The organism is Aeromonas sp. A04 (genome assembly GCF_047780465.1).
GTDB classification, from domain to species: domain Bacteria; phylum Pseudomonadota; class Gammaproteobacteria; order Enterobacterales; family Aeromonadaceae; genus Aeromonas; species Aeromonas bestiarum.
This window is the reverse complement of record NZ_JBLNHP010000002.1, coordinates 153,120-176,665: the sequence shown is the minus strand read 5'-3', so window position 1 is coordinate 176,665 and position 23,546 is coordinate 153,120. Positions and strand designations below refer to the sequence as shown.

Annotated in this window: 21 protein-coding genes; 14 read left to right on the top strand and 7 right to left on the bottom strand. The window is 62.2% G+C overall.

All coding sequences use genetic code 11. From position 1 onward, the window contains the following. Positions 1-72: 72 nt before the first annotated feature. Together ACM3N8_RS08605 and ACM3N8_RS08600 are read right to left on the bottom strand one after the other, a co-directional pair. Positions 73-708, bottom strand: coding sequence for a DsbA family protein (locus ACM3N8_RS08605; protein WP_416015983.1), 636 nt, complete (start codon positions 706-708; stop codon positions 73-75). Positions 709-789: 81 nt separating this feature from the next. Then, complete coding sequence (locus ACM3N8_RS08600; RefSeq protein WP_043555148.1) at positions 790-1,650, bottom strand: Vmh family MBL fold metallo-hydrolase; 861 nt, start codon at positions 1,648-1,650, stop codon at positions 790-792. Between the two features lie 127 nt (positions 1,651-1,777). Between ACM3N8_RS08600 and ACM3N8_RS08595 the strand changes: the two genes are divergently transcribed. After that, positions 1,778-2,677 carry a LysR family transcriptional regulator gene (locus ACM3N8_RS08595; protein WP_416015982.1) on the top strand — a complete coding sequence of 300 codons (900 nt, stop codon included), beginning with the start codon at positions 1,778-1,780 and terminating at the stop codon, positions 2,675-2,677. A gap of 66 nt (positions 2,678-2,743) precedes the next feature. Here ACM3N8_RS08595 and ACM3N8_RS08590 read toward each other — a convergent pair whose 3' ends face one another. Next, positions 2,744-3,520 (bottom strand): BPSS1780 family membrane protein, encoded by a 777-nt coding sequence (locus ACM3N8_RS08590; RefSeq protein WP_241278514.1) that lies wholly within the window; start codon positions 3,518-3,520, stop codon positions 2,744-2,746. Between the two features lie 177 nt (positions 3,521-3,697). Between ACM3N8_RS08590 and ACM3N8_RS08585 the strand changes: the two genes are divergently transcribed. Together ACM3N8_RS08585 and ACM3N8_RS08580 are read left to right on the top strand one after the other, a co-directional pair. Continuing rightward, the gene (locus ACM3N8_RS08585) at positions 3,698-4,543 is read left to right on the top strand and encodes a hypothetical protein (protein ID WP_416015981.1); all 846 of its coding nucleotides are present in this window, start codon (positions 3,698-3,700) and stop codon (positions 4,541-4,543) included. A gap of 47 nt (positions 4,544-4,590) precedes the next feature. After that, on the top strand, positions 4,591-5,415 hold the full coding sequence (locus ACM3N8_RS08580; RefSeq protein WP_416015980.1) for a peptidoglycan DD-metalloendopeptidase family protein: 825 nt from the start codon (positions 4,591-4,593) through the stop codon (positions 5,413-5,415). A 74-nt stretch (positions 5,416-5,489) separates the two neighbouring features. On the opposite strand, the gene ACM3N8_RS08575 is transcribed toward ACM3N8_RS08580, so the two are convergent. Then, positions 5,490-6,836: an MATE family efflux transporter gene (locus ACM3N8_RS08575; protein ID WP_416015979.1), complete on the bottom strand. Its 1,347-nt coding sequence runs from the start codon at positions 6,834-6,836 to the stop codon at positions 5,490-5,492. A gap of 155 nt (positions 6,837-6,991) precedes the next feature. Between ACM3N8_RS08575 and mscM the strand changes: the two genes are divergently transcribed. The 7 genes from mscM to frdD all read left to right on the top strand — a co-directional run bounded on the left by mscM (position 6,992) and on the right by frdD (position 16,830). Next, a complete protein-coding gene (mscM, locus tag ACM3N8_RS08570) occupies positions 6,992-10,273 on the top strand; it encodes a miniconductance mechanosensitive channel MscM (protein WP_416015978.1) in 3,282 nt (1,093 codons plus the stop codon). Between the two features lie 24 nt (positions 10,274-10,297). Further along, positions 10,298-10,984 carry a glycerophosphodiester phosphodiesterase gene (locus ACM3N8_RS08565; protein ID WP_416016123.1) on the top strand — a complete coding sequence of 229 codons (687 nt, stop codon included), beginning with the start codon at positions 10,298-10,300 and terminating at the stop codon, positions 10,982-10,984. A gap of 156 nt (positions 10,985-11,140) precedes the next feature. Continuing rightward, the gene (locus ACM3N8_RS08560) at positions 11,141-13,018 is read left to right on the top strand and encodes a methyl-accepting chemotaxis protein (protein WP_290021483.1); all 1,878 of its coding nucleotides are present in this window, start codon (positions 11,141-11,143) and stop codon (positions 13,016-13,018) included. Positions 13,019-13,535: 517 nt separating this feature from the next. Then, positions 13,536-15,320 carry a fumarate reductase (quinol) flavoprotein subunit gene (frdA, locus tag ACM3N8_RS08555; protein ID WP_043555131.1) on the top strand — a complete coding sequence of 595 codons (1,785 nt, stop codon included), beginning with the start codon at positions 13,536-13,538 and terminating at the stop codon, positions 15,318-15,320. Beyond that, entirely contained in the window at positions 15,313-16,047 is a 735-nt protein-coding gene (locus ACM3N8_RS08550) for a succinate dehydrogenase/fumarate reductase iron-sulfur subunit (protein ID WP_241325188.1), read from the top strand. The genes frdA and ACM3N8_RS08550 overlap by 8 nt, the downstream gene beginning before the upstream one ends. A gap of 16 nt (positions 16,048-16,063) precedes the next feature. Beyond that, positions 16,064-16,462 carry a fumarate reductase subunit C gene (locus ACM3N8_RS08545; RefSeq protein WP_021138209.1) on the top strand — a complete coding sequence of 133 codons (399 nt, stop codon included), beginning with the start codon at positions 16,064-16,066 and terminating at the stop codon, positions 16,460-16,462. Positions 16,463-16,473: 11 nt separating this feature from the next. After that, positions 16,474-16,830, top strand: a complete 357-nt coding sequence (gene frdD, locus ACM3N8_RS08540) for a fumarate reductase subunit FrdD (RefSeq protein WP_042867662.1) — start codon at positions 16,474-16,476, stop codon at positions 16,828-16,830. A gap of 54 nt (positions 16,831-16,884) precedes the next feature. On the opposite strand, the gene ACM3N8_RS08535 is transcribed toward frdD, so the two are convergent. From ACM3N8_RS08535 to ACM3N8_RS08525, 3 genes are all read right to left on the bottom strand, one after another. Continuing rightward, on the bottom strand, positions 16,885-17,661 hold the full coding sequence (locus tag ACM3N8_RS08535) for a substrate-binding periplasmic protein (protein ID WP_290017810.1): 777 nt from the start codon (positions 17,659-17,661) through the stop codon (positions 16,885-16,887). Positions 17,662-17,717: 56 nt separating this feature from the next. After that, positions 17,718-18,938, bottom strand: coding sequence for a winged helix-turn-helix domain-containing protein (locus tag ACM3N8_RS08530; RefSeq protein WP_290017811.1), 1,221 nt, complete (start codon positions 18,936-18,938; stop codon positions 17,718-17,720). A 144-nt stretch (positions 18,939-19,082) separates the two neighbouring features. Continuing rightward, positions 19,083-19,721, bottom strand: coding sequence for a class I SAM-dependent methyltransferase (locus tag ACM3N8_RS08525; RefSeq protein WP_290017812.1), 639 nt, complete (start codon positions 19,719-19,721; stop codon positions 19,083-19,085). Positions 19,722-19,940: 219 nt separating this feature from the next. Between ACM3N8_RS08525 and ACM3N8_RS08520 the strand changes: the two genes are divergently transcribed. The 4 genes from ACM3N8_RS08520 to ACM3N8_RS08505 are packed head-to-tail and all read left to right on the top strand — an operon-like array spanning position 19,941 to position 23,546. Further along, positions 19,941-20,585 carry a thermostable hemolysin gene (locus ACM3N8_RS08520; RefSeq protein ID WP_290017813.1) on the top strand — a complete coding sequence of 215 codons (645 nt, stop codon included), beginning with the start codon at positions 19,941-19,943 and terminating at the stop codon, positions 20,583-20,585. Then, the gene (locus ACM3N8_RS08515; RefSeq protein ID WP_290017814.1) at positions 20,582-22,048 is read left to right on the top strand and encodes an AMP-dependent synthetase/ligase; all 1,467 of its coding nucleotides are present in this window, start codon (positions 20,582-20,584) and stop codon (positions 22,046-22,048) included. Before ACM3N8_RS08520 ends, ACM3N8_RS08515 begins: the two co-directional genes overlap by 4 nt. Further along, positions 22,045-22,704 carry a TenA family transcriptional regulator gene (locus ACM3N8_RS08510; RefSeq protein WP_290017815.1) on the top strand — a complete coding sequence of 220 codons (660 nt, stop codon included), beginning with the start codon at positions 22,045-22,047 and terminating at the stop codon, positions 22,702-22,704. The genes ACM3N8_RS08515 and ACM3N8_RS08510 overlap by 4 nt, the downstream gene beginning before the upstream one ends. Then, positions 22,701-23,546 (top strand): SDR family oxidoreductase, encoded by an 846-nt coding sequence (locus ACM3N8_RS08505; protein ID WP_290017816.1) that lies wholly within the window; start codon positions 22,701-22,703, stop codon positions 23,544-23,546. The genes ACM3N8_RS08510 and ACM3N8_RS08505 overlap by 4 nt, the downstream gene beginning before the upstream one ends.

The following is a 23,546-nucleotide window of genomic DNA, read 5'->3' as shown; positions in this document are numbered from 1 at the left end:
GGGTAGGAAAAATCTGTCCCTCTCAGCCTGGGTTTGCTTGTCATCCCGCCCACCAACCGAAAAGACGGGGTTTCAGCTTCCCATCACCGCCTGGATCTGGCGGGCAAAGGCCGCCGGCTCGCCCAGGAAGGAAGAGGCGGACAAGGGTGTCACCTTGTCCCCTTGCACCAACCCCAGGGTCGGGTAGCCCTGCCCACCGAGGCGGCGCATCCAGCCCTGGCTGGCTGCCAGATGGCCGGCCAGATCCACGTTCTGATAAGCATCTGCAAATGCCGCGGTATCAATGCCCTGCTCCGCAGCCAGGCGGCTCAGGTGCTCGAGGGAACCGATCCAGATGCCGTCGCGGTAGTGGGATTGCTGGATGCGGTGCAGCAGGGTCAGACCATTGCCGCCCAACGTCGACATCGCCAATATGGCGCGGATGGGTTGCTCCGAGTCGAGCAGCAGGCCATCGCGCAGCAGCAAGTCGTTGAAATAACCCTCACCGAAGGGCTGGCCAGTCAAGGCCTGGATCCGCTCGTCATGAGGGCGGACGTAGTCACGCAGGGCCTGACCCATGGGCTGACGACGCTCGCCCAGCCAGAGGCCGCCGGCATGCAGCTCTATGTGAAGACCGGGGATCCCGGCCGCCGCTTGCAGCAAGGGGGCAGCGCCATAGCACCAGCCGCAGAGGGGGTCGTATACGTAATGCAGGCTTGTCTCGTTCATGTGATTCATTCTCGATTGTTTGGCTAAAAAAACCGGGCCCAAGGGCCCGGTAAAAAACACAGGGAAGCAGGCGTCAGGCAATTACCACTTCATTTCACCGGTGTTGACCTTGGCACCTATGGCCAGACCATCGTCGACCGGCAGGGACGGGAAGGCTTTCTTCAGGCCTTCAATCAGCTCGCCGGAGTTTTTGGACTTGGCCAGCTCCTGCTCGAAGCGCTGGACATAGTCACGGGTGAAGGTCACGGCTTCGGTACCCTTGGGCGCAGTCCCCAGGAAGTGACCCGGCACCACACGCTCGGGTTTCATGGCCAGCAGCTCGTTGAGGGTCTTCACCCAGTGAGCGCGGGCTTCCTTGGTCTGGCTGTCCGCCATCCAGACGTGCACGCCGCTGTAGACGGGTACACCGCCCAATGCTGTCTTGATGGACGGCGCCCACAGGTAAGCGGTCGGCGTGTTCATCTCCTTGATCTCGATCTTCTCGCCTTCGAGGGTCAGGTAAGAGGCGGTCATCACTTCCGGTACCGTCAGAGCTTTGGGTGCACCTGCGCCCAAGATGGGTCCCCAATAGGTCAGCTTGTCATCCTTGGTCTTGTTGATGTGGTCGACCACATGCTGGTCCGCCAGGACTTTGACTTTCGGAAACGCCTTCATGATGGGCTCCAGACCGAAGTAGAAGTCGGGATCACCCGCGCTGATATAGACGGTGGTCAGCTGCTTGCCGCTTTGCTTGATCATGTCGACCAGCGCCTGGCCATTTTTCACATCAAACTGGGCATCGATCAGAATGGCCTCTTTGTCACCAGCCACCAGGGAAGAGGAGACAGGGAAGATGGCCTTCTCGCCCGGGTTGTAGACGGTCACTGTCAGGGGGGCTGCCATGGCGGCGCCACTCAGCAGGGTGGTGGCCAGGGTCAGGTTGCGGATCAGGGTGTTGTTCATCGGGTATTCCTCATCAAGTCATCAGGGGTTCATCAGATGGACACAGTTTATTGGAACATTAACGGTACAAATACAGCATAATAAGCACATCACTGTTGCATTAATCGAGCATATAGAGGGCCTGCACATGGATCGACTGACCGCATTACGGGTCTTTGTCAGCGTAGTCGAACAGGGCAGCCTGAGCGGCGCCGGGGAGAAGCTGGAGATGTCGCGCGCCATGGTGACGCGCTACCTGGCTGAACTGGAGCAGTGGATGGGGGCCCGTCTGCTGCACCGCACCACCCGGCGTTTGAGCCTGACAGGACCTGGGGAAGAGGCATTGAACCGCGCCAGAGCCATGCTGGCACTGGGGGAGGAGATGGAGCAGATCGCCATCCGCGGCGATGAGGCGCCCAAGGGGCAACTGCGCATCACCAGCAGTTACTCCCTTTCAGAGGCCCTGCTGGTGGGAGCCGCCAACGACTATCTGGCCCAGTATGCCGGCACCGCCATCGACATCCTGCTGCTGGACCGCACCGTCAACCTGGTGGAGGAGCGGATCGATCTGGCCATTCGCATCACCAATGATCTGGATCCCAACCTGGTGGCCCGCCGGCTCGGCACCTGCCACTCAGTGGTCTGTGCCAGCCCGGCCTATCTGGCCAGACACCCGACGCCGCACAAGGTGCAGGATCTCGCCCTGCACAACTGCCTGACCTACACCTATTTCGGCAAGAGCCTGTGGGAGTTTCAGGGGCCCGCCGGACCTGAATCCGTGCCGGTCAGCGGCAATCTCAGTGCCAACATATCCAACCTGCTGCTGGAGGCGACCCTGGGTGGCGCCGGCATCAGCATGCAGCCCCGCTACTCGGTGCAATCCCAGCTGGAGAGTGGCGCCCTGGTGCCCCTGCTCGAGGCATGGCAACCCAAGCGCCTCGGGGTCTACGGTGTCTATGGCACCCGCAAGCAGATGTCGCCCCTGCTGCGCAGCTTCCTCGATTTCCTGGTGGTGCACATGGCGGCCGATCCCATGTGGCAGGAGTAATGCCACCATGCAAAAGGGGCCCGCAGGCCCCTTCTTGTTCATGACATCCGATGACCCGCATCCGGATCAGGCTTCGAAGCCGGTCAGCGGAGCCTCGGAAGGCGCCTCCTGCGACACATCCAGATAGATGTCCCGATACGCCACATAGATGGAGTAATTGAGTGCCGGTATCACCACCAGCAGGCCGATCAACATCAGGGCGGCGCCAAACAGCATCAACCCGGCGGCGATTAGCCCCCACCAGAAGAAGGGCCACATGTTGGTCAGGCAACCTTTGAAGCTGAGCTTGGCGGCCTGCAATATACCGACATCGTGGAAATAGATGAGGGCGGGCGCAAAGGTGATGGCCATCAACACCGGGATCAACAGTGCCAGCCCCAGCAGCAGGCAGAGCAGCAACCCCTGCGCCTGCGCCACGCTCACCACCATGGACTCGGGATCCTGGGTCAGCAGGGAGGTCAACCCCCACATGGAGAGCAGCCCGAGGCAGATGAGCCCGATCAGAATGAACAGGGCCAGCACCAGCAGGCCACCCAGCATCAGCGGGGTCAGCTTGTTGCGAAACCCGGCGAAGAAGTCGGCAAACTTGAGCTGATTGCCCTCGTAGCCACGCTGGGCCACCACCACCCAGCCCGCGCCCCACACCATGTAGAGCAACTGGGAGATGAGGCCGCCCGCCGGCAGGCGCTCCAGCAGCAGGCCGACCGCGAACCAGATAAGGACCATGGCGACACTGACGCCCATGCCCTTGTTGAAAATATCGAAGCCGGATCGCACCCAGACCCAGCCACGCCCGATGGGGTGACGGGCGGGCTCGGCGCGCAGGGGGGACAATCCATTCATAACGTTTCCTCAGATGATGACGGGCTGGCTGCCGATTCTAGAGCCATGGGCCGGCTGACTCAATGGCGGACGATCGCGGGTTGCGGCTTCACACGTCAGGGCTGCTTGTATCAGGCGTTACGGTTATCATAAGAGACCCCCGCACCAGGGGCATTCACTTATTCAAGAGAATCCAAGATGCGTACACTTCATCTGGCGCCGATCCTGCTGGCCTCCCTGCTGCTCAACCTCTGGCAATGGCAGGATCAATCCGCCCCCCCAGCGCCCCAGCCGCAACCCGACGCCGCTGACAGCCCAGCCCTGGCCCAGTGCGACACAGCGGCCAGCCAGAGCGCCAGTCAGAACCTGATGGCCAAGCTGCCCGGCAAGGGATCGCAGGGTGAGCCCGCCCCCGCGCAGGAGGCCATGGCCCCCAATCCGGAGCTGGAGGCCGCCATCAGCCAGTGGAGCCAGTCCAGCGACGGCTCTGTGCTGATAGAGCGGCTCTACGATGCCGAGCAGGGCAGCCAGCTCACCACCGTCTTCGATCGGCTGGACGTGGTGGAGGACGTGCGCGCTCAGGTACAGGAGCAGTTGCGCGAACTCTATCGCCTCGGTTTCGATCACCCCGATGCCTACGAGCAGGAGAGCCAGCGCATCTGGAGCAACATCAGCAACCTGCTGGGTGACGACACCCGCACCCGGCTGGAACAGGAGCTCTACTCGGGCGATATCAACCGCCTGCTGGAGATCCAGGGCCGACTGGCGGAGCGCGGCGAGCTGCTGGCCCCGACCCAGCGCCAATCCCTGACGCGTCTGCTGAGCGACGCCAACCAGCAACTGGCCCAGCAGGAGAGTGGCGATGCCGGCACCTATCTGGAGAACCAGAAGGCCTATACCCAGCGCGTGCTGGAGAGCAGCCGTGCCTTCCTCAACCCGAGCCAGCTGAAAGTCGTGCAGGACATGCTGGAGCTGGATCTGGTACGCCAGGAGGTGTCGGTCCAGATGGAAGCCATCTATCAGCGCTTCCAGCCCGCGTCCTGATGCCCTTGCCCTGGTTCGTTTGACCCAACCCATAACGTGGAACCGTCATGAGAGTCGTTTGTTGTATCTTGTTGCTGCTGGCCAGCCAGTGTGCCCTCGCCGAGGGATTTATCAGCCGTCTGCTCAACCATCCGGTGCCGGGCGGCGTTGCCGTGGTGCCGCTTGGCAGTGCAGCGCAGGCCCCCGCCGCCCGTTATCAGGACAAGCCCGTGCTGGTAGTGCGGGAAGAGGATCGCCGCTGGATCGCCATCGTCGGCATTCCCCTCAAAAGCCAGCCAGGGGCTCATACCCTGACGGTGAATGATGGTCGCACCCTCGGCTTCACGGTCGGCAACAAGCACTACCGCGAGCAGCACATCAAGCTCAAAAACAGCCGCCAGGTCAATCCGCTGGCCGAAGACATGACGCGCATCAACCGCGAACTGGCGGAGCAGACCCGCGCCTATCAAACCTTCAGCCCGACCCAGCCCAGCAACCTGCTGTTCGACAAGCCGGTGCAAGGCCCGCTCTCCAGCCCGTTCGGCCTGCGCCGCTTCTTCAACGGCGAAGAGCGCAATCCCCACTCAGGCCTCGACTTCGCGGTCGGTGCCGGCACCCCCATCAAGGCCCCGGCCGCCGGCAAGGTGATCCTGATCGGCAACTACTTCTTCAATGGCAACACCGTCTTCGTCGACCACGGCCAGGGGCTGATCAGCATGTTCTGCCACATGTCGAAGATCGATGTGAAACTGGGCCAGACCCTGCCCCGCGGCGGCATAGTCGGCCGGGTTGGCGCCACCGGTCGCGCCACCGGTCCCCACATGCACTGGAACGTCAGCCTCAACGACGCCCGGGTCGATCCCGCCATCTTTATCGGGGCCTTCAAGCCCTGAGGCGGACCACGAATGCAGAAGAGGCAGCCCTGGGCTGCCTCTTCTTGTTATGACGATAGACTCACCTTCTCTGGCTACTGCGCCAGGCCCGACGCCGCGTGCAGGCCGGCCTCCTTGCGCATGGCCCACCACATCACCAGCACCAGTACAGTGCTGCAAGTCGGCAACGCCAGCCAGACCCCGGCCACCCCCCACAGGGAGGAGAAGCCCCACAGGAAGCCGCCAATCAGCACCAGCTTGCCACCGGTAAGCAGGGAGGCGATGCGGGCCCGGTTGATGGCCTGGAAGTAGGTGGCCCCCACCAGCAACAGCCCTTCCATCGGCAGGCCCCAGAAATAGAGCCAGATGCCGAGGCTTGCCACCGGCAGGAGGGCCGCGTTGTCGCCAGCAAACAGATAGACCACCCCTTCCGGCCACAGATAGAGCGGGATCATGCCGCACAGCGCCACCAGCAGGGTGACACCCAGCGCCAGGTTGCGCACCCGCAGCACCCGTTGCCAGTTGCCCGCCCCCGCGTTGAAGCTGGCGATGGGCTGTATGCCCATGGCGATCCCCTCAAAGATGAGATAGAAGAAGGCCTCGCTGTAGCTGATGACGCCATAGGCGGCCACGTGCAGCGAGCTGCCCACCGCCAGCAGCGCCTTGTTGTGCAACGCCAGCACCACCGACAGGTAAAGGTACATCAGAAAGCTCGATACCCCGAGCCGCAGCGTCTCCCGCATCAGTCGCCAGTCCGGTACCAGCGTATCCCAGCGAATGCGCAACTGGCTGCGCGGGGTGAAGAAGTGCCACAGACAGAGGCCGCCGGTCACCGCCTGGGAGAGCATGGTGGCGATGGCCGCCCCCGCCAGGCCCCAGGGGACGACCGCCATCAGCAGGTAATCGAGCAAGACGTTGAGTACGCCGCCGCCCACCAGGATCCAGGTGGCGAGACCGGGTCGCCCGTCATTGCGCAGCAGGGCGGTGAACGCCATGGAGAGCACGGCAAATACTCCGAGCCAGGCGTACCACTGCAGATAGGCGAGCCCGGCGTCGAATATGAGCCCCTCGGCCCCCATCCAGGCCAGCATCTCATCCCCATAATTGATGCCGATAAAGGCGAGCACGGCCGAAGCGAGCAGCACCATCACCAGCGCATTGCCGACTATGTGGCGCGCCTTCGCCGGCTCCCCCTTGCCAAGGTAGAAGGAGGCGAGCGACGAGGAACCCATGCCGATCAGCGCCCCCACCGCATAGAGCACGGCGCAGATGGGATACGCCAGCATCATGCCCGCCAGCCCGTCCTGGCCCAGGATATGGCCGACGAAGATGCCGTCTATGGTGACATAGATACCGGTGACCAGCATGGCGGCCACGGTCGGCGTGACGTAGCGCCAAAACAGGCGGGAAAGGGGGGCCGAGCCCAGATCGACTGCTGACATAAGATGCTCTAAGGAGGGGAAAACGGCCGGAATAATAGCCAAACAAGGTCCGGATCGCCCGTTATTTATGTTACAAATCATTAATATGGAAAACTTTACCCGCCTCGGCCCCTGCTTTAGGCTAGGGCGACCTCTCATGAACGGAAACGTGCGCCATGTTGCAACGCCTGCTCTCCCTGCTGCTGCTCTCCCTCTGCCTCTCCCCCGCATTCGCTCAGGCCAATGACGCCATCACCCAGGTGGAGGAGCTGCTGCAGAGCGTGCCCAAGACCGACAGCCCGGAAAACCAGAAGTTGCGGGAAAGTTATCAGCAGGCGCTGCAATTTGCCCGGGAAGCCCAGCGCTATCGCGAGCAGGGCAAGGCCTATCAGCAGATCCTCATCGACTACCCCAAGGAGTCGGCCCGCCTCAAGGAGAGCCTGCACAACTATCAGCCCCAGTCTCGCCCGCCGCTCTCCTCCCTCAAGGAGGAGCCGCTGCGCCAGGCCATAGGCCTGAGCAGCAACCGCCAGCTCAACCTGCGCAAGGAGCGCCAGGCTGTGATGGACAGCCTCAACCAGCTGGAGAGCACGGGCCAGGAGTATCACCTGCGGGTCGACGAGCTGCGCAAGCAGTTGCAACAGACCCGCACCCTGCTCGATCGGCTCAGCTTCAGCAACGAATCGGATCGCCAGCAGGAGGCCCAGCAGCTGGTCACCCGCCTCAAGGAGCAGAGCCTGTCCGACCGGATCCAGATGCTGGAGCTGGAGCAGCTCTCCGCCCAGCAGCGCAACGATCTCGGCAAGCTGAAGCTGCAGGAGCTCAACCTCGCCATCACGGACGAGGACGAGTGGCAGACCAGCCTGCTCAACCAGCAGAACCAGCTGCGACGGGAGAAGACGGAGCTGGCGCTGGCGGAGAGCGAGCGGCTGCGCAAGCAACTCACCTCCGACATGCCGCTGCTGCTGGAACAGCAACAGCAGAACCAGGCGCTCTCCATCCAGCTCGGTGCGCTGGAGGATCAGATAGAGCGGGTGCAGGACGATCAAAGGGCCATCGACAAGAACCTCTCGGCCCTGAACGATCTGGTCAACTCGGTGCGGGAGCAATTGGAGTGGCTGCAGATCAGCAACGCCTACGGCGAGAACCTGCGCAGCAAGCTCTCCGATCTGCCGGCCTACTTCCCCCTCGACAAGCTGGAATCCGCCATCGTCAACGCGCGCATGGCCAAGTACCAGTACGAGACGGAGCAGGACGCGCTCAAGGATCCGCGCCAGATGCGCGAGCAGCTGATGGCCACCGATGAGATGGCCCTCGACCGCTCCCAGCAGGCGGTGCTCGACAACCTGCTCAAGGCCAGGCGGCAACTGCTGACCCGGCTCAACGACGCCTCCGACAGCCTGATCCAGGAACAGACCCGGCTCAAGCTGCTCTACAGTCGCCAGAACAGCAAGATCGACGAGATCCGCGATCTCAGTGCCAGCCACCTGTTCTGGATGCCGGACGTGCGCCCGCTCACCCCGGCCGTGCTGCTCGGGGTACCGGCGGCCCTCGGCCTCGCCCTCAACCCGGTCAACTGGCTGCAACTGCCCCAGGCCATCGCCGAGAACAACCCCATCACCCTCACCTTCGCCGGTATCGGCATCCTGGTGCTGGCCTGGTGCTGGTTCAAGCTGGCCCGCCATCTGACCCAATACAGCCAGCACATAGCGCCCCGCATCGGCAAGGTGACCCAGGACAAGTTCAGCCTCACCAGCCGGCTGCTGATGCGCTCCCTGCTCGCCTCCCTGCCCCTGCCCGCCATGGTGCTGATGGTGCGCGGCCTGCTCGACGGCGCCTGGCAATATCCGTTCGCGGTGGCGGTGGCCCGCGGTCTCGGCGAGATCTGGTTCCTGCTGCTGGCACTCTTGATGGCACGTCACCTGACCCTGGAGAAGGGGATCCTGATCCTCCATTTTCGCTGGCAGAAGGAGCGGGTGCAGAAGGTGTGGAGCCAGTTTCGCACCCTGCTGCTGGTGATCATTCCCAGCTTCTTCGTGCAGGGCATGGCCAACAGCTATCAGGATCACGCCTTCTACGACTCCCTCGGCCGGATGGCCTTCATCGTCGGCGCCCTCTGGCTGCTGCTGTTCTTCGCCCGTCTCAACCGGGAGCGGCTGCCGCTCACCTGGGGCCAGGCCGACATGACCAAGCCGCATTTGCTGCACCACTTCATCTGGAACAGCCTGATGCTGGCCCCGCTGCTGGCAGTGATCGGCTCCCTGCTCGGCTACTTCTACACCTCGCGCATCCTGCTGCGCCAGCTGGAGCTGAGCCTGCTGATGGGGCTGGGCTGCCTGCTCGTCTACTATCTGGCGCACCGCTGGATGCTGATCCAGCGCCGCCGTCTCGCCTTCGAGCGGGCCAAGAGCAAGCGGGCCGAGATACTGGCCCAACGCGGCCGGGAGGAGGGGCACGACGAGCTCAGCTCGGAGATCCCGGACGTGGTGGAAGATACAGAGCTGGATCTGGATACCATCAGCGCCCAGTCGCTGGGGCTGGTGCGTACCCTGCTGATGCTGGGCTTCACCATGCTGGTGGTGGTGCAGTGGTCCGAACTCAACTCGGCGTTCAGCTTCCTGCGCAGCATAGAGGTGTGGCAAGTCACCAGCAAGATTGGCGGCATAGAGCAGCTTTCCGCCATCACATTGCAGGATCTGATGCTGACGGCGTTTACCTTCATCCTGACCGTGGTCACGGCCCGCAACCTGCCTGGCCTGATGGAGCTGACCCTGCTCCAGCACCTGAGCCTCTCCCCCGGCACCGGCTTTGCCATCACCACTGTCACCAAATACATAGTGCTGGTGGTGGGGGCGCTGAGCGGTTTCTCCATCCTCGGCATCGACTGGTCCAAGGCGCAGTGGATGGTGGCAGCCCTCTCTCTCGGCCTGGGTTTCGGCCTGCAGGAGATCTTCGCCAACTTCGTCTCGGGTCTCATCATTTTGTTCGAGAAACCGATCCGGCTCGGCGACACAGTCACCATCCGCGAGCTGACCGGCACAGTCACCAAGATCAAGACCCGCGCCACCACCATAGTGGATTGGGACAGGAAGGAGATCATCGTCCCCAACAAGGCCTTCATCACAGAGCAGTTCATCAACTGGTCCCTGTCAGATGCCATCACCCGGGTACGACTGCGCATCCGCATCGGCCTGACCCAGGAGCCCAGGCGGGTACAGACCATTCTGGAAGAGTCGATCCGGGCCTCCACCCTGGTGCTGGAGACCCCCTCCCCCGAGGTGTTCCTGATCGAATTCACCGACTCGGCGCTGATCTACGAGATCCGGCTCTATGTGAACAGTATGGATCACCGCATGCCCATCACTCACGAGGTGCACTCGCTGGTGCTGGAGAAGCTGCAACAACAGGGGCTGGGGCTGCCGCACCAGCAGATCGACATTCGACTGAGCCGCGCCTGATCGCGGCGCAACAGGAGCCATATGATGCAGATCATTGCCCATCGCGGCGCCAGCGGGCTGGCGCCGGAAAATACCCTCAAGGCCATCCGGCTGGCGCTGACACTGGGCGCCCAGGCCATAGAGATAGACGTACAGCGGGCCGACGGCGAGCTGTGGGTCTTCCACGACCGGCGACTGGAGCGTTGCACCGACGGCCGCGGCGTGCTGACGGCGCAATCCCGTGCCTATCTGGCGGGACTTGATGCGGGGGAAGGAGAGCCCATCCCGACCCTGTGGCAGGTGATGGAAGCCATCGCCGGCAAGGCCGAGCTGCATATCGAGCTGAAAGGGGCACAAACAGCCGACGAGGTGGCCCGACTGACCCGGCGCGCCGAGGCCGAGCTCGGCTTCACGCCAGCGCACTGGGTCGTCTCCTCCTTTCACCATCCTGAGCTGGCCCGCTTTGCAGCCTTGCGGCCCGAGATCCGGCTGGGGGCACTGACTTCCACCATTCCCCTCACTCTCGCCAAGTTTGCGGCCGAGCTCGGAGCCTGGTCGCTCAACTGCGACCTGGACTTTGTCGACGCAGCGCTGGTCATGGATGCCCATCGACGGGGATTGAAGGTGCTGGTCTATACGGTCGATCACACTGCCGACCTGGCGGCACTGGCCGCCATGGGGGTGGACGGGATATTTACCAACCGGCCGGACCGCTTCCTTACTGCAGCCTGATCGGACTCATTATTTCGGCAGGAGATCGATAAACGCTGATTTAGGCTATAAATTTAAGTGCGCACCGGGATACAAAAAGTTCGACTTTGGCCGATAACAGTTGGCTCATAACAATAAAACGACACATCGCAGACTGACGCTCACAAGGATGTAAATATGAACTTATCCATCAAGAACAAGCTTGTCCTCGCCATCGGGGTCATTATCCTGGTCATCACAGGCCTGCAGGTCTGGTACAACACCTCCCAACTGAGAAGCGAAACCCAACGCCTGATCTGGAGTTTCATCGATGACAGCTCGGCTTCCAATGTGAAAGGCATCTCCCGCTGGCTGGATGCCCGGATCAGCATGGTCACCTCCACCAAGGAGGCCTTCACCAAGGAAGATGAACCCATCAGCCATCTGGCCCAGTCCATGAATGCCGGCAACTTCGATCTGGTCTATGCGGGCACGAAAGATGGCAAGATGATCCAGAGCAAGCCGACCAATCTGCCGGCCGGCTATGACCCCCGTCAGCGCCCCTGGTACAAGGACGCCATGGCTGCCGGCAAGCTCGCCATCACGGCGCCCTACGCCGACATCACCACGGGTCAACTCATCATCACCATCGCCGAGCCCTTCACCCGCGGCAATACCCAGGGGGTGATCGCCGGTGACGTCTCCATCGATGCGCTGGTACGCGATGTGCTGGCCATCAACTCGGAAGGCACCTACGCCATCCTGGTGGACAGCAATGGCACCATCATAGCCCACCCGGACAAGGAGCTGGCCCTCAAACAGGCGACCGCCATCTCCCCGGATCTGACCGCCGCCAAGGTCAACGAGCTGGCCCATGACAACACCATCTCGGAGATGGAGATCAGCGGCAAACCCAGCGTGTTCGACCTGACCGAGATCCCCAACACCAACTGGTATTTCGGCATAGTGGTGGATGAGGCGGTTGCCTATCAGTCCGTGTCCCGCATGGTCACCTCCGCCCTGCTGCAGGGCCTGCTCACCATTCTCATCGTGGCCGGCTTCTCTTATGTCGCCATCAACGGCTCCCTGGCCCCGCTGAAAACCCTGGGGGAGGCCATCGCCGACCTCTCTCGCGGCAACGGTGACCTGACTCGCCGCGTCAAGATCGAGCGTGAAGACGAGGTGGGGGTCGTGGCCAAGCACGTCAACACCTTCATCGACCGCATCCACGTGATGGTGCAGGACATCTCCAACTCCTCCGGCCAGCTGAACCAGCAGGCCAAGTCCTCCCACAACATGGCGGAGAAATCCAGCCAGGGTCTGGCACGTCAACAGAACGAGATCTCCCAGATCGCCACCGCAGTGCACGAGATGTCCGCCACCGCGGTGGAAGTGGCCAGCAACGCCGAACAGACCGCAGATGCGGCCCGCAGCTCCTCCAGCAGCTGTGATCACGGCAAGCAGGTTATCGCCCGCAACCAGCGCTCCATCACGGATCTCGCCACCCAGGTCAAACAGGCCTCCGGCATCATTCAGGAACTGGAGAAGAACGCGCAGGAGATCAACACCATACTCTCCACCATCCAGGGCATAGCCGAGCAGACCAACCTGCTGGCACTGAACGCCGCCATCGAGGCTGCGCGGGCCGGTGAACAGGGTCGTGGCTTTGCGGTGGTGGCCGACGAGGTGCGGGTGCTGTCACAGCGTACCCACAGCTCCACCGTCGAGATCCGCAGCATGATAGAGACGCTGCAACGCAACACCCAGGGCGCCGTCAGTACCATGCACGAAGGCCAGCTGCTGGCCCAGAACAGCGTGGAAGATGCGAACGATGCTACGCAGGCGCTGGAGCAGATCACCGCCTCCATCAACCAGATCTCCGACATGGCCACCCAGATCTCCAGCGCCGCCGAGGAGCAGCGCGCCGTGACCGACGAGGTCAGCCGCAACATCCAAGCGGTCAAGGATGTGTCGGACGAACTGGCGGTAGACGCCGACAGCTCTCGCCATCTGTCCGAACAACTTAAAAATATTTCAGGTGAACTGAGCAATCAGGTCGGCATGTTCCGCATCTGATCGGCGTAAATCAAAGGGGCCACACAGGCCCCTTTTTTTATGAAAAAATGCTTTTGTTTCAATAGTTATTACCACATCAACGATCGGGACTATGGGGATGAAAATTCTCATACGAAGCGGTATCTCGTCATAAAACAACGCATCACGATCGACATTCGGATTAGTTTTTTGAACTCATCCGCGTCATTAGCCAATCCGTGAATAATTCTTATTAAATATTTTTGATAAAAAACTTAAAAACTTTATGGGTAATACCTAAAAAGAGAGGTGTTTCTCATTTTTTTGAAAGAAAACTACGTATAATCCTGAGCTTAAAATAACCATAGCAATGACAGCGGCTGATACCGATAACTGAAGGATGGCGATAATTACGGCGTTTTCATCCATGGAATGGGGTGATTTTGATAAAAGTCACCATTGCCAAGCACTAAAACAAACCAGTTTGACTTGCATCAAGCCTGAATTTTTTTCATAGAGCAAAATCGTGCCCAGCAAATCTATCCCTAAGGAGGCAGATGTGGATATTATCAAGACCGATGTCGCCATCATCGGTGCCGGTGGTGGTGGCCTGCGTGCCGCAATCGCCATAGCAGAAGCACACCCGGATCTGGACATCGCCCTGATCTCCAAGGTCTACCCGATGCGCAGCCACACAGTGGCCGCAGAAGGCGGTGCCGCCGGTGTTGTCCGTGATGATGACTCCCTCGAAAACCACTTCAACGACACCGTATCCGGTGGCGACTGGTTGTGTGAGCAGGACGTGGTCGACTACTTCGTCAACAACGCCACCAACGAGATGATCCAGCTGGAGCACTGGGGTTGCCCCTGGAGCCGCAAGCCGGACGGCAAGGCCAACGTGCGTCGTTTCGGCGGGATGAAGATCCCGCGGACCTGGTTCGCGGCAGACAAATCCGGTTTCCACATTCTGCACACCCTGTTCCAGACCTCCATCAAGTACCCGAGCATCAAGCGCTTCGATGAGCACTTCTGCATGGACTTGATCGTGGACGACGGTCGCGTGCAAGGCGTGCTGACCTTCGATATCCAGAACGGCGTATCCCGCTTCATCCAGGCCAAGTCCGTCATTCTGGCCACAGGTGGCGCCGGTCGCGTTTACCGCTACAACACCAACGGCGGCATAGTCACAGGTGACGGCATGGCGCTGGCCTACCGCCACGGCGTACCGCTGCGCGACATGGAGTTCGTTCAGTATCACCCGACCGGTCTGCCGGGCACCGGCATACTGATGACCGAAGGTTGTCGTGGTGAAGGCGGCATCCTGGTCAACAAGGATGGTTACCGCTACCTGCAAGACTACGGCCTGGGCCCGGAAACTCCGGTCGGCCAGCCGAAGAACAAACACATGGAGCTGGGTCCGCGCGATCGTCTCTCCCAGGCATTCTGGCAAGAGCAGCAGAAAGGCCGCGTGATCCAGGGCCCCATGGGCGACGTGGTTCACCTCGACTTGCGCCACCTCGGCGAGAAGTACCTGAAAGAGCGTCTGCCCTTCATCTGCGAACTGGCCAAGGCCTACGTGGGTGTGGATCCGGTCAAGGAACCTATCCCGGTACGTCCGACCGCCCACTACACCATGGGTGGTATCGAGACCAACGGTCAGTGCGCCACCCGTATGCCGGGCCTCTACGCCCTGGGCGAGTGTGCCTCCGTCGGTCTGCACGGCGCCAACCGTCTGGGCTCCAACTCCCTGTCCGAGATAGTGGTATTCGGCAAGGTAGCGGGCGAGCACGCCGGTGAATTCGCCAAGACCCAGGCGCACGGCGACACCCAGGCGCTGGCCGCCAAGGCCGAACAGTTGATCAAGCAACACCTCTCGCTGATGGACATAGACGGTACCGAAAACCCGGCCGATATCCGCAACGAGTTGGGCATGTCCATGGAAGCCGGTGTCGGTATCTACCGTACCGAAGAACTGATGCAGGGCACCATCGACAAGATCAACGAGCTGAAGGCCCGTTACAAGAAGGTCAAGATCAACGACAAGTCCTCTGTCTTCAACACGGATCTGCTGTACGCCATCGAACTGGGCTACATGCTGGACGTGGCCGAAGCCATGGCACATTCCGCCATCAACCGGAAAGAGTCCCGCGGTTCCCACCAGCGTCTGGACGGTTATGAAGAGCGGGATGACGTGAACTACCTCAAGCACTCCCTCTCCTTCTACAACCAGGAAGGCGCCCCGACCATCGATTACTCCGATGTGAAGATCACTAAATCCCAACCGGCAAAACGCGTATACGGTTCCGAGGGTGAGAAACAAGACGAGGCTAAGAAGAATGGCTGAGATGATCGAAATTGAAATCCTGCGTTATCGCCCTGAGCAGGACAACGAGCCCTGGATGCAGACCTTCCAGGTGCCTTATCTGAAAGAGATGTCCCTGCTGGATGCGCTGCAATACATCAAGGATCAGCTCGACTCCACCCTGAGCTTCCGCTGGTCCTGCCGCATGGCGATCTGCGGCTCCTGCGGCATGATGGTCAACGGTATTCCGAAGCTGGGTTGCAAGACCTTCCTGCGTGACTATCTGCCGGGCAAGATGACCATAGAGCCGCTCAACAACTTCCCGATCGAGCGCGACCTGGTGGTCGACATGTCCGATTTCATCGAGAAGCTGGAGAGCATCAAGCCCTACATCATCCCGTCTGAGCCGCGCAGCCTGTGCGAGGGCGAGTACACCCAGACCCCGGCCGACATGGCGAAGTATCACCAGTTCTCCATGTGCATCAACTGTGGTCTGTGCTACGCCGCCTGTCCGCAGTATGGCATCAACAAGAAGTTCACCGGTCCGGCGGCCCTGGCACTGGCCTATCGCTACAACGCCGACAACCGCGACAGCGCGTCCAAAGAGCGGATGAAGATCCTCAGCCAGGACGAGGGCGTCTGGGGTTGTACCTTCGTGGGTTATTGCTCCGATGTCTGCCCCAAGGGTGTGGATCCGGCCGCAGCCATCCAGCTTGGCAAGGTCGAGAGCGCCAAGGACTACATGATCGCCATGTTCAAGCCAGATTGAGATCAGGAATGAGACCATGAACAACACCAATAGCAAACGTAAGCCTTACGTCCGCGAAATGAAGAAAGACTGGTGGCTGAAGAATGCCTTCTACACCGGTTACATGATCCGCGAAGGCACCAGCATCTTCGTCTCCATCTATGCCGTCGTGCTGATGTGGGGTCTGCTGCGTCTGGTTCAGGGTCAGGAAGCGTTCAACGGCTGGCTGGAATCCCTGCAAAGCCCGATCGCCATCCTGTTCCACGTCATCGCGCTGGCAGCCTGCCTGTTCCACGCCAAGACCTGGTTCGCCCTGGCCCCCAAGGCCATGCGCATCTTCCGTGGTGAAGACCTGGTGCCGGAGAAGCCGATCGTCATCGCCCAGTATGTGGCGCTGGCAGTGGTATCCCTGCTGATCCTGATCATCGTGGCTTGAGGAGATTAATGATGAGACGTTCTGACGAACCCATTTACTGGGGACTGTTTGGTGCCGGTGGCATGGTGGTTGCCATGTTGCTGCCAGTGATTGTCCTCATTACCGGTCTGCTGGTGCCCATGGGCATCATGGACGTGGAGACCATGAGCTACGAACGCGCACTCGAGTTCGCCAGCTCCTGGTGGGGTGCCTGCATCCTGCTGGTGATCATAGCCCTGCCCATCTGGCACGGCATGCACCGCATCTACCACGGTCTGCATGATCTGGGGATCCATACCACCAAGCTGCACCACTATGTGTTCTATGGCTTCGCCTTCCTGGTGTCCGCCATCACCGTCGGTCTGCTGATGGTGCTGGTCTTCCAGTAAGCGCATCCTGACGCAATGACAAACCGGGCCAAGTGCCCGGTTTTTTTATGGCCATCACTCCACCGGCGGCAAGAATCTGCGCATCACCTCGTCGCTGTAGCCGCTGTCCTGAAACTGGATGAGCACCTGATTGATACGGGTCACCAGCTCATAGGCCCGTGGTGAGCCCTTGCTCACCAGCAGATAGAAGCCCTTGCGACTGGGCAGGGCGAGGTTGAGCAGACCGCTCTCGCTCTGGTAGATGCCAAGGCCGATGCCGCTCGTCAGCGGCTCGATTTCACTTGGCAGAAAGTCGCAGCGATCCCGCCCCAGCATGTCCAGCGCCTGCTGCAACTGCTTGACCCGGCGCGGCTCCAGCACCAGCCCATAGGGGGCATAGTTGTAGCCAATCACACCACACACCCGGGAGCGGTTGACCGTCTGCAGATCGGGCACCTCGGGGAAGCGGCGCTTGAGATAGAAAAATCCGAGGTGGGTGTAGTAGAGCGGCACGCTGTAGAAGGCATATTCCGCCCGCTCGGGTTTGTAACTGGCATCCCAGGTCAGCTCGCACAGTCCGTTCTGGCGATAATCCGCAAGTTCCTGCTGCACCCGCGCCCAGGGCAGGTAGCGGATCTGGTGCGACAGTCCCAGTTTTTTCAGGGCATCGAGCACCAGTGTGGTGGCCGAGCCGGTGAGGCGGCGGGTGTCGGGCACGCCATCCTTGCGCTCCCAATAGGTGAAGGGGGCCCACTCATTACCCTCCCCCAGGCAGATCTGCACCTCGGTCTTGGCCGCCTCCACCAGCCCGGCCAAGCCCCATCCCAGCAGCAACAACATGGATCGCGTCATCGTCTCCCTCCTTCGCTTCCCTTGCAGCTTAGTTCAGGCGGGGGTGATGCTCCCCGTCAGGGTGCCCCCTCCTGCCACAGGGCCAGCAGGGGCGCGGGAATGGCGCCGTACTGCAGGCTCGGGGTCTGATGCCACTGCGCCAGCTTCTGCAGTGCCCTGGCCAGATCCTGCGCCAGGATGCGGGTCACCCTGACGCCCGCCTCCAGATAGAGGCTCTTTATCTCGAACACCCCTTGCTGGCGATGGGCCTTGGCGTCCATCCTGCCCACCAGCTTGCCGCGGTGCAGCAGCGGCAGCACGAAATAGCCGTACTGGCGTTTGGGCGCCGGGGTATAGCACTCGATGCGATAGTCAAAATTGAACAATTCACCTGCTCGCTTGCGATCCCAAACGAGCGGGTCAAACGGCGACAGCGCCGTGGTGTGGGTCGCCTTGAGGGTGCCGGACAGGGCCTGGGCCAGCTCATCGGCAAGGGAGGCGTGCACGAAGGCGCCGTGCTGCCACCCCTCCACCCGCACCGGCAGCAGCTCCCCCTCGTCCGCCAGCTGGTGGAGCAGGGCGTCGTATTTGCCGCGCCGCAACCGATAGTAGTCGGCGACCCAGCCGGTCTTGACCAGCCCCAGCGCCCGGCAGCTGGCCCGCACCATGTCCCTTTGCGCTTGTTCCGGGCTCGGCAGATCCCGCTCGTCACGCCAGTCGGGCATGATACGCTCGGCCAGATCATAGACCCGCTGGAAGTTGCGCCGCTCGCGTACCATCAGCTGGCCCGCGGTAAAGAGCACCTCCAGATGGCGCTTCTCCGGCTTCCAGTCCCACCAGCCGTTGCCCTTCTCCCCCTTGCGCTCGAAATCGGCCGCCCGCACCGGGCCATGCTGGCGAATGCGCTCGATGATTTGGCCTATCTCCTGCTGATGGGTGGCGAGCCAGTTGGCCGAAAACTTCCAGCCCATGGCGGCGGGATCCAGCATGCGATGGCGCAGCAGGCGGTAATCCTCGCGGGGTACGAAACAGGCCTCGTGGGCCCAGTATTCGAAAATCTCGCCGTCGGCCAGCAGTTGCTCCAGCCAGCGCGGCTCGTACTGGCCGAGCCGGCTGAACAGCACCAGATAGGGGCTGCGGGCCACCACAGAGATGGTGTCTATCTGCAGCAGCGCCATGCGGCGAATGGTGGCCAGCAGATCGGCCGGGGTCGCTTTGCTGCGACGGGGGGTCAACAGGCCCTGGGCCGCCAGTTGCAGATGACGGGCGTCCTGCAGCGAGAGATGGGGGATCGACATGAAAAACCACTCCTTGGTTTCAGGGTGCCGCGCTTGCCGCCTCATCGCGGCTCGCAGCGCCAGTGCGATGATAAACGGGGAAGGTAACGCCCTGCGGTCAGGCCATCAGCATGCCCAAGCCGCCGCCAAATGAAAATGCCCCGTTCAGGGTTTGGTGATGACCACCACATCCGCGTGGGGGAAGCAGACGTCCGCCTGCCAGCGGGCCGCCAGGGCGCGAAACGAGGCCTCGGCGAAGAAGACGATGTGGGTCGGATCGTGACGGTAGCGCCACTGCCTGAAGCGATCGTCTCCCAGCACCCGCTGAGTCTGCAACACCAGGATGCCGCCGGGCTTGAGGCAGCCCCACAGCATCTCCAGCACGGCGCGTGGGGTGGCGATGTGCTCGATCACCTCGGTACTGGTGATGAAGTCATACTGCCGCGTCAGCAGCTCGGGGAAGTCGGCATAGAACTTGTCGTAGCCCGCCATCTGGTAGCCCACCTCCCGTCCCATGGCGATCAGCGCCGGGCCCGGGCCGCAACCGAAGTCGAGGCCGCTGGCCGGTGGCGGCAGCCGGCTCAGCACCTCGCCGAAGGCCCGCATCAGAAAGCTGCGATAGCGGGGATCATCCACCTGGTTGTCGTGGCCGTCATAGACCGCCTTCTCGCGCTCGGGATCCAGGTGCTCGGCCGCATCCAGCCAGACCAGCTCGCAGGCCCGGCAGCGATGATACAGCTTGCCGGCCACCGGCAGCCCATAGGCATCGGTGGCGCAACAGAGCGGGCAGGATAAGGGGGTCATGGCATCTTCTCTCGAAAGCGGGGGGCGGTCTGAAATGGCCGCAGCTTGCCTGCCTGTCTGCTGGCTGACAAGGTTTTTGTCCTGCCGACCGGATGGCTCGTCACAGCTTCGCTTCATTTTTCAGGACGTTGCATCGCCCTGATACAAATTTTTTACCTCTTAAGGGTTTCTTAAGTTTGCCCCTTTAGTCTGACAACAACAGATCAGAAGGAGCCATCCATGACCACAGACATTCAAGCCCCCTACCGTTTGGTACTGGCCGATACCCCGCAACAGGTCATGGCATTGCAGGCCTACATACAAGCGGCCTACAGCCAGGAGTTCAACGCCCGCATTCCCCATTTTCTGCCCTGCCTGCTCGGTCTCTACCGGGCAGACGGCATCTTGGTTGGCGCCTGCGGCCTCAAGTTGGCAAGTGATGAACGCCTCTATCTGGAACAGTATCTGGACCACCCCATAGAGGTCGCCATCGAGACAAGGCTGGGTACCCCCACCCGGCGAAATCGCATCGTAGAGGTGGGCAATCTCGCCTGCAGCGAGCCGGGTAACGCCCGTCTGATGTTTGCTGCGCTCTGCCGCCTGCTGTGCGACAACGACCTCGATTATGTTGTGTTCACCGGCACAGCCCGGCTTCGCAACAGCTTCCATCGCCTCCACCTCACCCCGGTGGAGCTGGCCCCCGCCCAGGCCGACAAGGTGGGTGACGATGCCAGCGCCTGGGGCGCCTATTACCACTGCCAGCCCAAGGTGATGGTCGGCGATCTCGGCCAGGGACGGCAGGCACTGGCCCAGGGCAGCCTGCTGCTCTCCCTGCTGGCCCCCATGCCCTCCCTGTTCAACTGCCCGCACCGGAACGCCCTATGATGCTGTTTGACCAGATAGCCCATTTCGCCCGCCATACACCCCACAGCCCGGCCCTGAGCGGCGGCGAGCATAGGATCAGCTACCAACAGTTGTGGCTGCAGGTGTCCGCCCTGGCCGACCATCTGCAGCAGGCCGGCATAGCCCGGCTGGCACTGCAACTGGATAACGGCCTGCCCTGGGCATTGATCGACTTGGCCTGCGCCAAGGCCGGCATAGTGGTGATCCCGGTTCCCCACTTCTTCAGCCCGGAGCAGCAGGCGTGGCTGCTGGAGAGCAGCGGCGCCGACGCCCTGATCGGCCCCCACCATCCCGGCTGGCAGGCCAGCGAGCCGTTGCAACTGGCGGTCGGCGAGCTGCCGCTGTGGCGCCGCACGCCTGCCAGTCTGCCGCCCCTGCCAGCCGGCACCGCCAAGATCACCTATACCTCCGGCAGTACGGGGCAGCCCAAAGGGGTCTGCCTGTCGCTGGCCCAGATGATGGCGGTCTGCGCCTCGCTGGCCGAGCGGGTCGCCCCGGCCAACGTTGAGAAACACCTGACCCTGCTGCCGCTCACCACACTGCTGGAAAACCTGACCGGCCTCTACGTGCCACTGCTCACCGGCGCCTGCAGCCGCATTCCCTCGCTGGGAGAGCTCGGCTTTGCCGGCTCCAGCAAGCTGGACCCGGCCACCCTGGCCCAGGCCCTGCTGCGCTGGCCCACCCACAGCCTGGTGCTGGTGCCCGAGCTGCTGCGCCTGCTGCTGGCCCTGTGCAGTGCCAACCCGGCGCTGGCCGAGCAGCTGGCCGGCCTGCGCTTCGTCGCTGTGGGCGGCGGCAAGGTCTCACCCGAGCTCATCAGCCGGGCCCGCAAGCTGGGGCTGCCTGTCTATGAAGGTTATGGCCTGTCGGAGTGCGGCTCTGTGGTGGCGCTCAACGGCCCGGATGGACACAGCCTGGGCAGCGTCGGCCAGCCACTGCCCCACTGCCGGGTATCGATCGCCGCCGACGGCGAGATCCTGGTGGAGGGGGCTGCCATGCTCGGCTATCTGGGCAGCGACGAACCGGCGCCAGAGCTGGTCGCCACCGGCGATCTGGGCCACCTAGATGCGGAGGGTTACCTGCACATCACGGGGCGCAAGAAGAACGTCCAGATCACCGCCTTCGGTCGCAACTTCTCCCCCGAGTGGATCGAGGCGGAAGCCCAGCTCTGTCCCGCCATCGCCCGCATCGTGATCTTCGGCGACGGCCAACCGGCCAACGTGGCGCTGATCCAGCCGCTGCCCGGCGCCGACGCCCAGCTGGCCCAACAGATAGAGCAGCTCAACCACCGCCTGCCCGATTACGCCCGCATCCATCACTGGCTGCCGGTGGCGCTGGATCAGCATCCCGACCTGCTGACCGCCAACGGTCGCCCCCGCCGCGAGCGGATTTATCACCACTTTTCCCGGCAGATCAGCCAATGCCTCACAGGAGAGACCTCATGAGCTTCTACCAAGTGCTGCAACAAGTCACAGCCCAGGCCCGGGAGCATCTGTTCAATGCCCCCATCATAGAGGCATGCCGCAAGGGGGATATCTCCCGCGACACCTACCTGCGCTTCCTCGCCCAGGCCTTCTATCACGTGCGCCACACGGTACCGCTCTTGATGGCCACCGGCGGCAAGCTGGGCCAGGAGTATGAATGGGTGCGCGGCGCCATTGCCGAGTACATCGACGAGGAGTACGGCCATCAGGAGTGGATCCTGAGCGACATCCGCGCCTGCGGCGGCGATGCCGAGGCGGTGCGCCACGGCCAGCCCGAGCTGCCCATCGAACTGATGGTGGCCTTTCTCTACGACCAGGTGCAGCGCGGCAACCCCATGGGCTTCTTCGGCATGGTGCAGGTGCTGGAAGGCACCAGCGTCGCCATCGCCCTGACAGTGGCCGATCAGCTGAAAACGGGTCTCGGCCTGCCCCCCCAGGCCATGAGCTACCTGAGCTCCCACGGCGCGCTGGATCAGGAGCACCTCAAGTTCTTCGAATCCCTGATGAACCGGGTGGAAGACCCGGCGGATCAGGCGGCCATCATTCACTCGGCCAGGGTGGTCTACCGCCTCTACGCCGACATGCTCTATCAACTGACGGAAAACCAGACATCATGAAGCTTGAAGGAAAACTCGTGCTGCTCACGGGCGCCAGCGGCGGGATCGGCGAAGCGCTGGCCCAGGAGCTGGCTGCCCAGGGGGCACACCTGTTGCTGCATGGACGCAGGGCCAGTGCGCTGGAGCGCCTCTGCAAGGAGCTGCCGCACCCGGAGCGCCACCAGACGGTGATCGCCGATCTGGGCTCGCCCCAGGAGCGGGCCAAACTGCTGCAGCATCCGGCGCTGGACGAGGGGCTGGACGTGCTGATCAACAACGCCGGCTGCAACCAGTTTGCCTGGCTGGAGGATCAGAGCAGTGAACAGGTGGAGCGCCAGCTGCTGCTCAACATAGAGGCGCCGATCCAGCTCACCCGCATGCTGCTGCCCCGGCTGCGCAAGCCCGCCGTGGTGATGAACATAGGGTCCAGCTTCGGTGCCATCGGCTACGCCGGCTACAGCGTCTACTGCGCCAGCAAGTTCGCCCTGCGCGGCTTCAGCGAGGCGCTCGGCCGCGAGCTGGAGGGAACCGGCATCCAGGTGCTGCACTTTGCCCCCCGCGCCACCCGTACCCGCCTCAACTCGGAGGCAGCCTACGAGATGAATGCCGAGCTCGGCACTCACACCGACAGCCCGCAGGACGTGGCCGAGGAGGCCGTCATCGCCCTGTGCAACGAGACCCGCCGCAGCTGGCTCGGCTGGCCGGAGAAGCTGTTCGTGCGGCTCAACGCCCTGCTGCCCGGCCTGGTCGATCGGGCGCTGGCCAAGCAAAAACCCATCATAGAGCGCTATGCCCGCCACACGGCGCCCGGTGCCGGCAATCCGGGGCACTCCACTTCCGTCATGACAGAGAAGGAACGTTAA

Excerpts from the sequence above, each read along its gene's own strand:
- ACM3N8_RS08605 (WP_416015983.1), bottom strand. The coding sequence starts at position 708 with ATGAACGAGACAAGCCTGCATTACGTATACGACCCCCTCTGCGGCTGG.
- ACM3N8_RS08600 (WP_043555148.1), bottom strand. The coding sequence starts at position 1,650 with ATGAACAACACCCTGATCCGCAACCTGACCCTGGCCACCACCCTGCTG.
- ACM3N8_RS08595 (WP_416015982.1), top strand. The coding sequence starts at position 1,778 with ATGGATCGACTGACCGCATTACGGGTCTTTGTCAGCGTAGTCGAACAG.
- ACM3N8_RS08590 (WP_241278514.1), bottom strand. The coding sequence starts at position 3,520 with ATGAATGGATTGTCCCCCCTGCGCGCCGAGCCCGCCCGTCACCCCATC.
- ACM3N8_RS08585 (WP_416015981.1), top strand. The coding sequence starts at position 3,698 with ATGCGTACACTTCATCTGGCGCCGATCCTGCTGGCCTCCCTGCTGCTC.
- ACM3N8_RS08580 (WP_416015980.1), top strand. The coding sequence starts at position 4,591 with ATGAGAGTCGTTTGTTGTATCTTGTTGCTGCTGGCCAGCCAGTGTGCC.
- ACM3N8_RS08575 (WP_416015979.1), bottom strand. The coding sequence starts at position 6,836 with ATGTCAGCAGTCGATCTGGGCTCGGCCCCCCTTTCCCGCCTGTTTTGG.
- mscM (WP_416015978.1), top strand. The coding sequence starts at position 6,992 with ATGTTGCAACGCCTGCTCTCCCTGCTGCTGCTCTCCCTCTGCCTCTCC.
- ACM3N8_RS08565 (WP_416016123.1), top strand. The coding sequence starts at position 10,298 with ATGCAGATCATTGCCCATCGCGGCGCCAGCGGGCTGGCGCCGGAAAAT.
- ACM3N8_RS08560 (WP_290021483.1), top strand. The coding sequence starts at position 11,141 with ATGAACTTATCCATCAAGAACAAGCTTGTCCTCGCCATCGGGGTCATT.
- ACM3N8_RS08550 (WP_241325188.1), top strand. The coding sequence starts at position 15,313 with ATGGCTGAGATGATCGAAATTGAAATCCTGCGTTATCGCCCTGAGCAG.
- ACM3N8_RS08545 (WP_021138209.1), top strand. The coding sequence starts at position 16,064 with ATGAACAACACCAATAGCAAACGTAAGCCTTACGTCCGCGAAATGAAG.
- frdD (WP_042867662.1), top strand. The coding sequence starts at position 16,474 with ATGAGACGTTCTGACGAACCCATTTACTGGGGACTGTTTGGTGCCGGT.
- ACM3N8_RS08535 (WP_290017810.1), bottom strand. The coding sequence starts at position 17,661 with ATGACGCGATCCATGTTGTTGCTGCTGGGATGGGGCTTGGCCGGGCTG.
- ACM3N8_RS08530 (WP_290017811.1), bottom strand. The coding sequence starts at position 18,938 with ATGTCGATCCCCCATCTCTCGCTGCAGGACGCCCGTCATCTGCAACTG.
- ACM3N8_RS08525 (WP_290017812.1), bottom strand. The coding sequence starts at position 19,721 with ATGACCCCCTTATCCTGCCCGCTCTGTTGCGCCACCGATGCCTATGGG.
- ACM3N8_RS08520 (WP_290017813.1), top strand. The coding sequence starts at position 19,941 with ATGACCACAGACATTCAAGCCCCCTACCGTTTGGTACTGGCCGATACC.
- ACM3N8_RS08515 (WP_290017814.1), top strand. The coding sequence starts at position 20,582 with ATGATGCTGTTTGACCAGATAGCCCATTTCGCCCGCCATACACCCCAC.
- ACM3N8_RS08510 (WP_290017815.1), top strand. The coding sequence starts at position 22,045 with ATGAGCTTCTACCAAGTGCTGCAACAAGTCACAGCCCAGGCCCGGGAG.
- ACM3N8_RS08505 (WP_290017816.1), top strand. The coding sequence starts at position 22,701 with ATGAAGCTTGAAGGAAAACTCGTGCTGCTCACGGGCGCCAGCGGCGGG.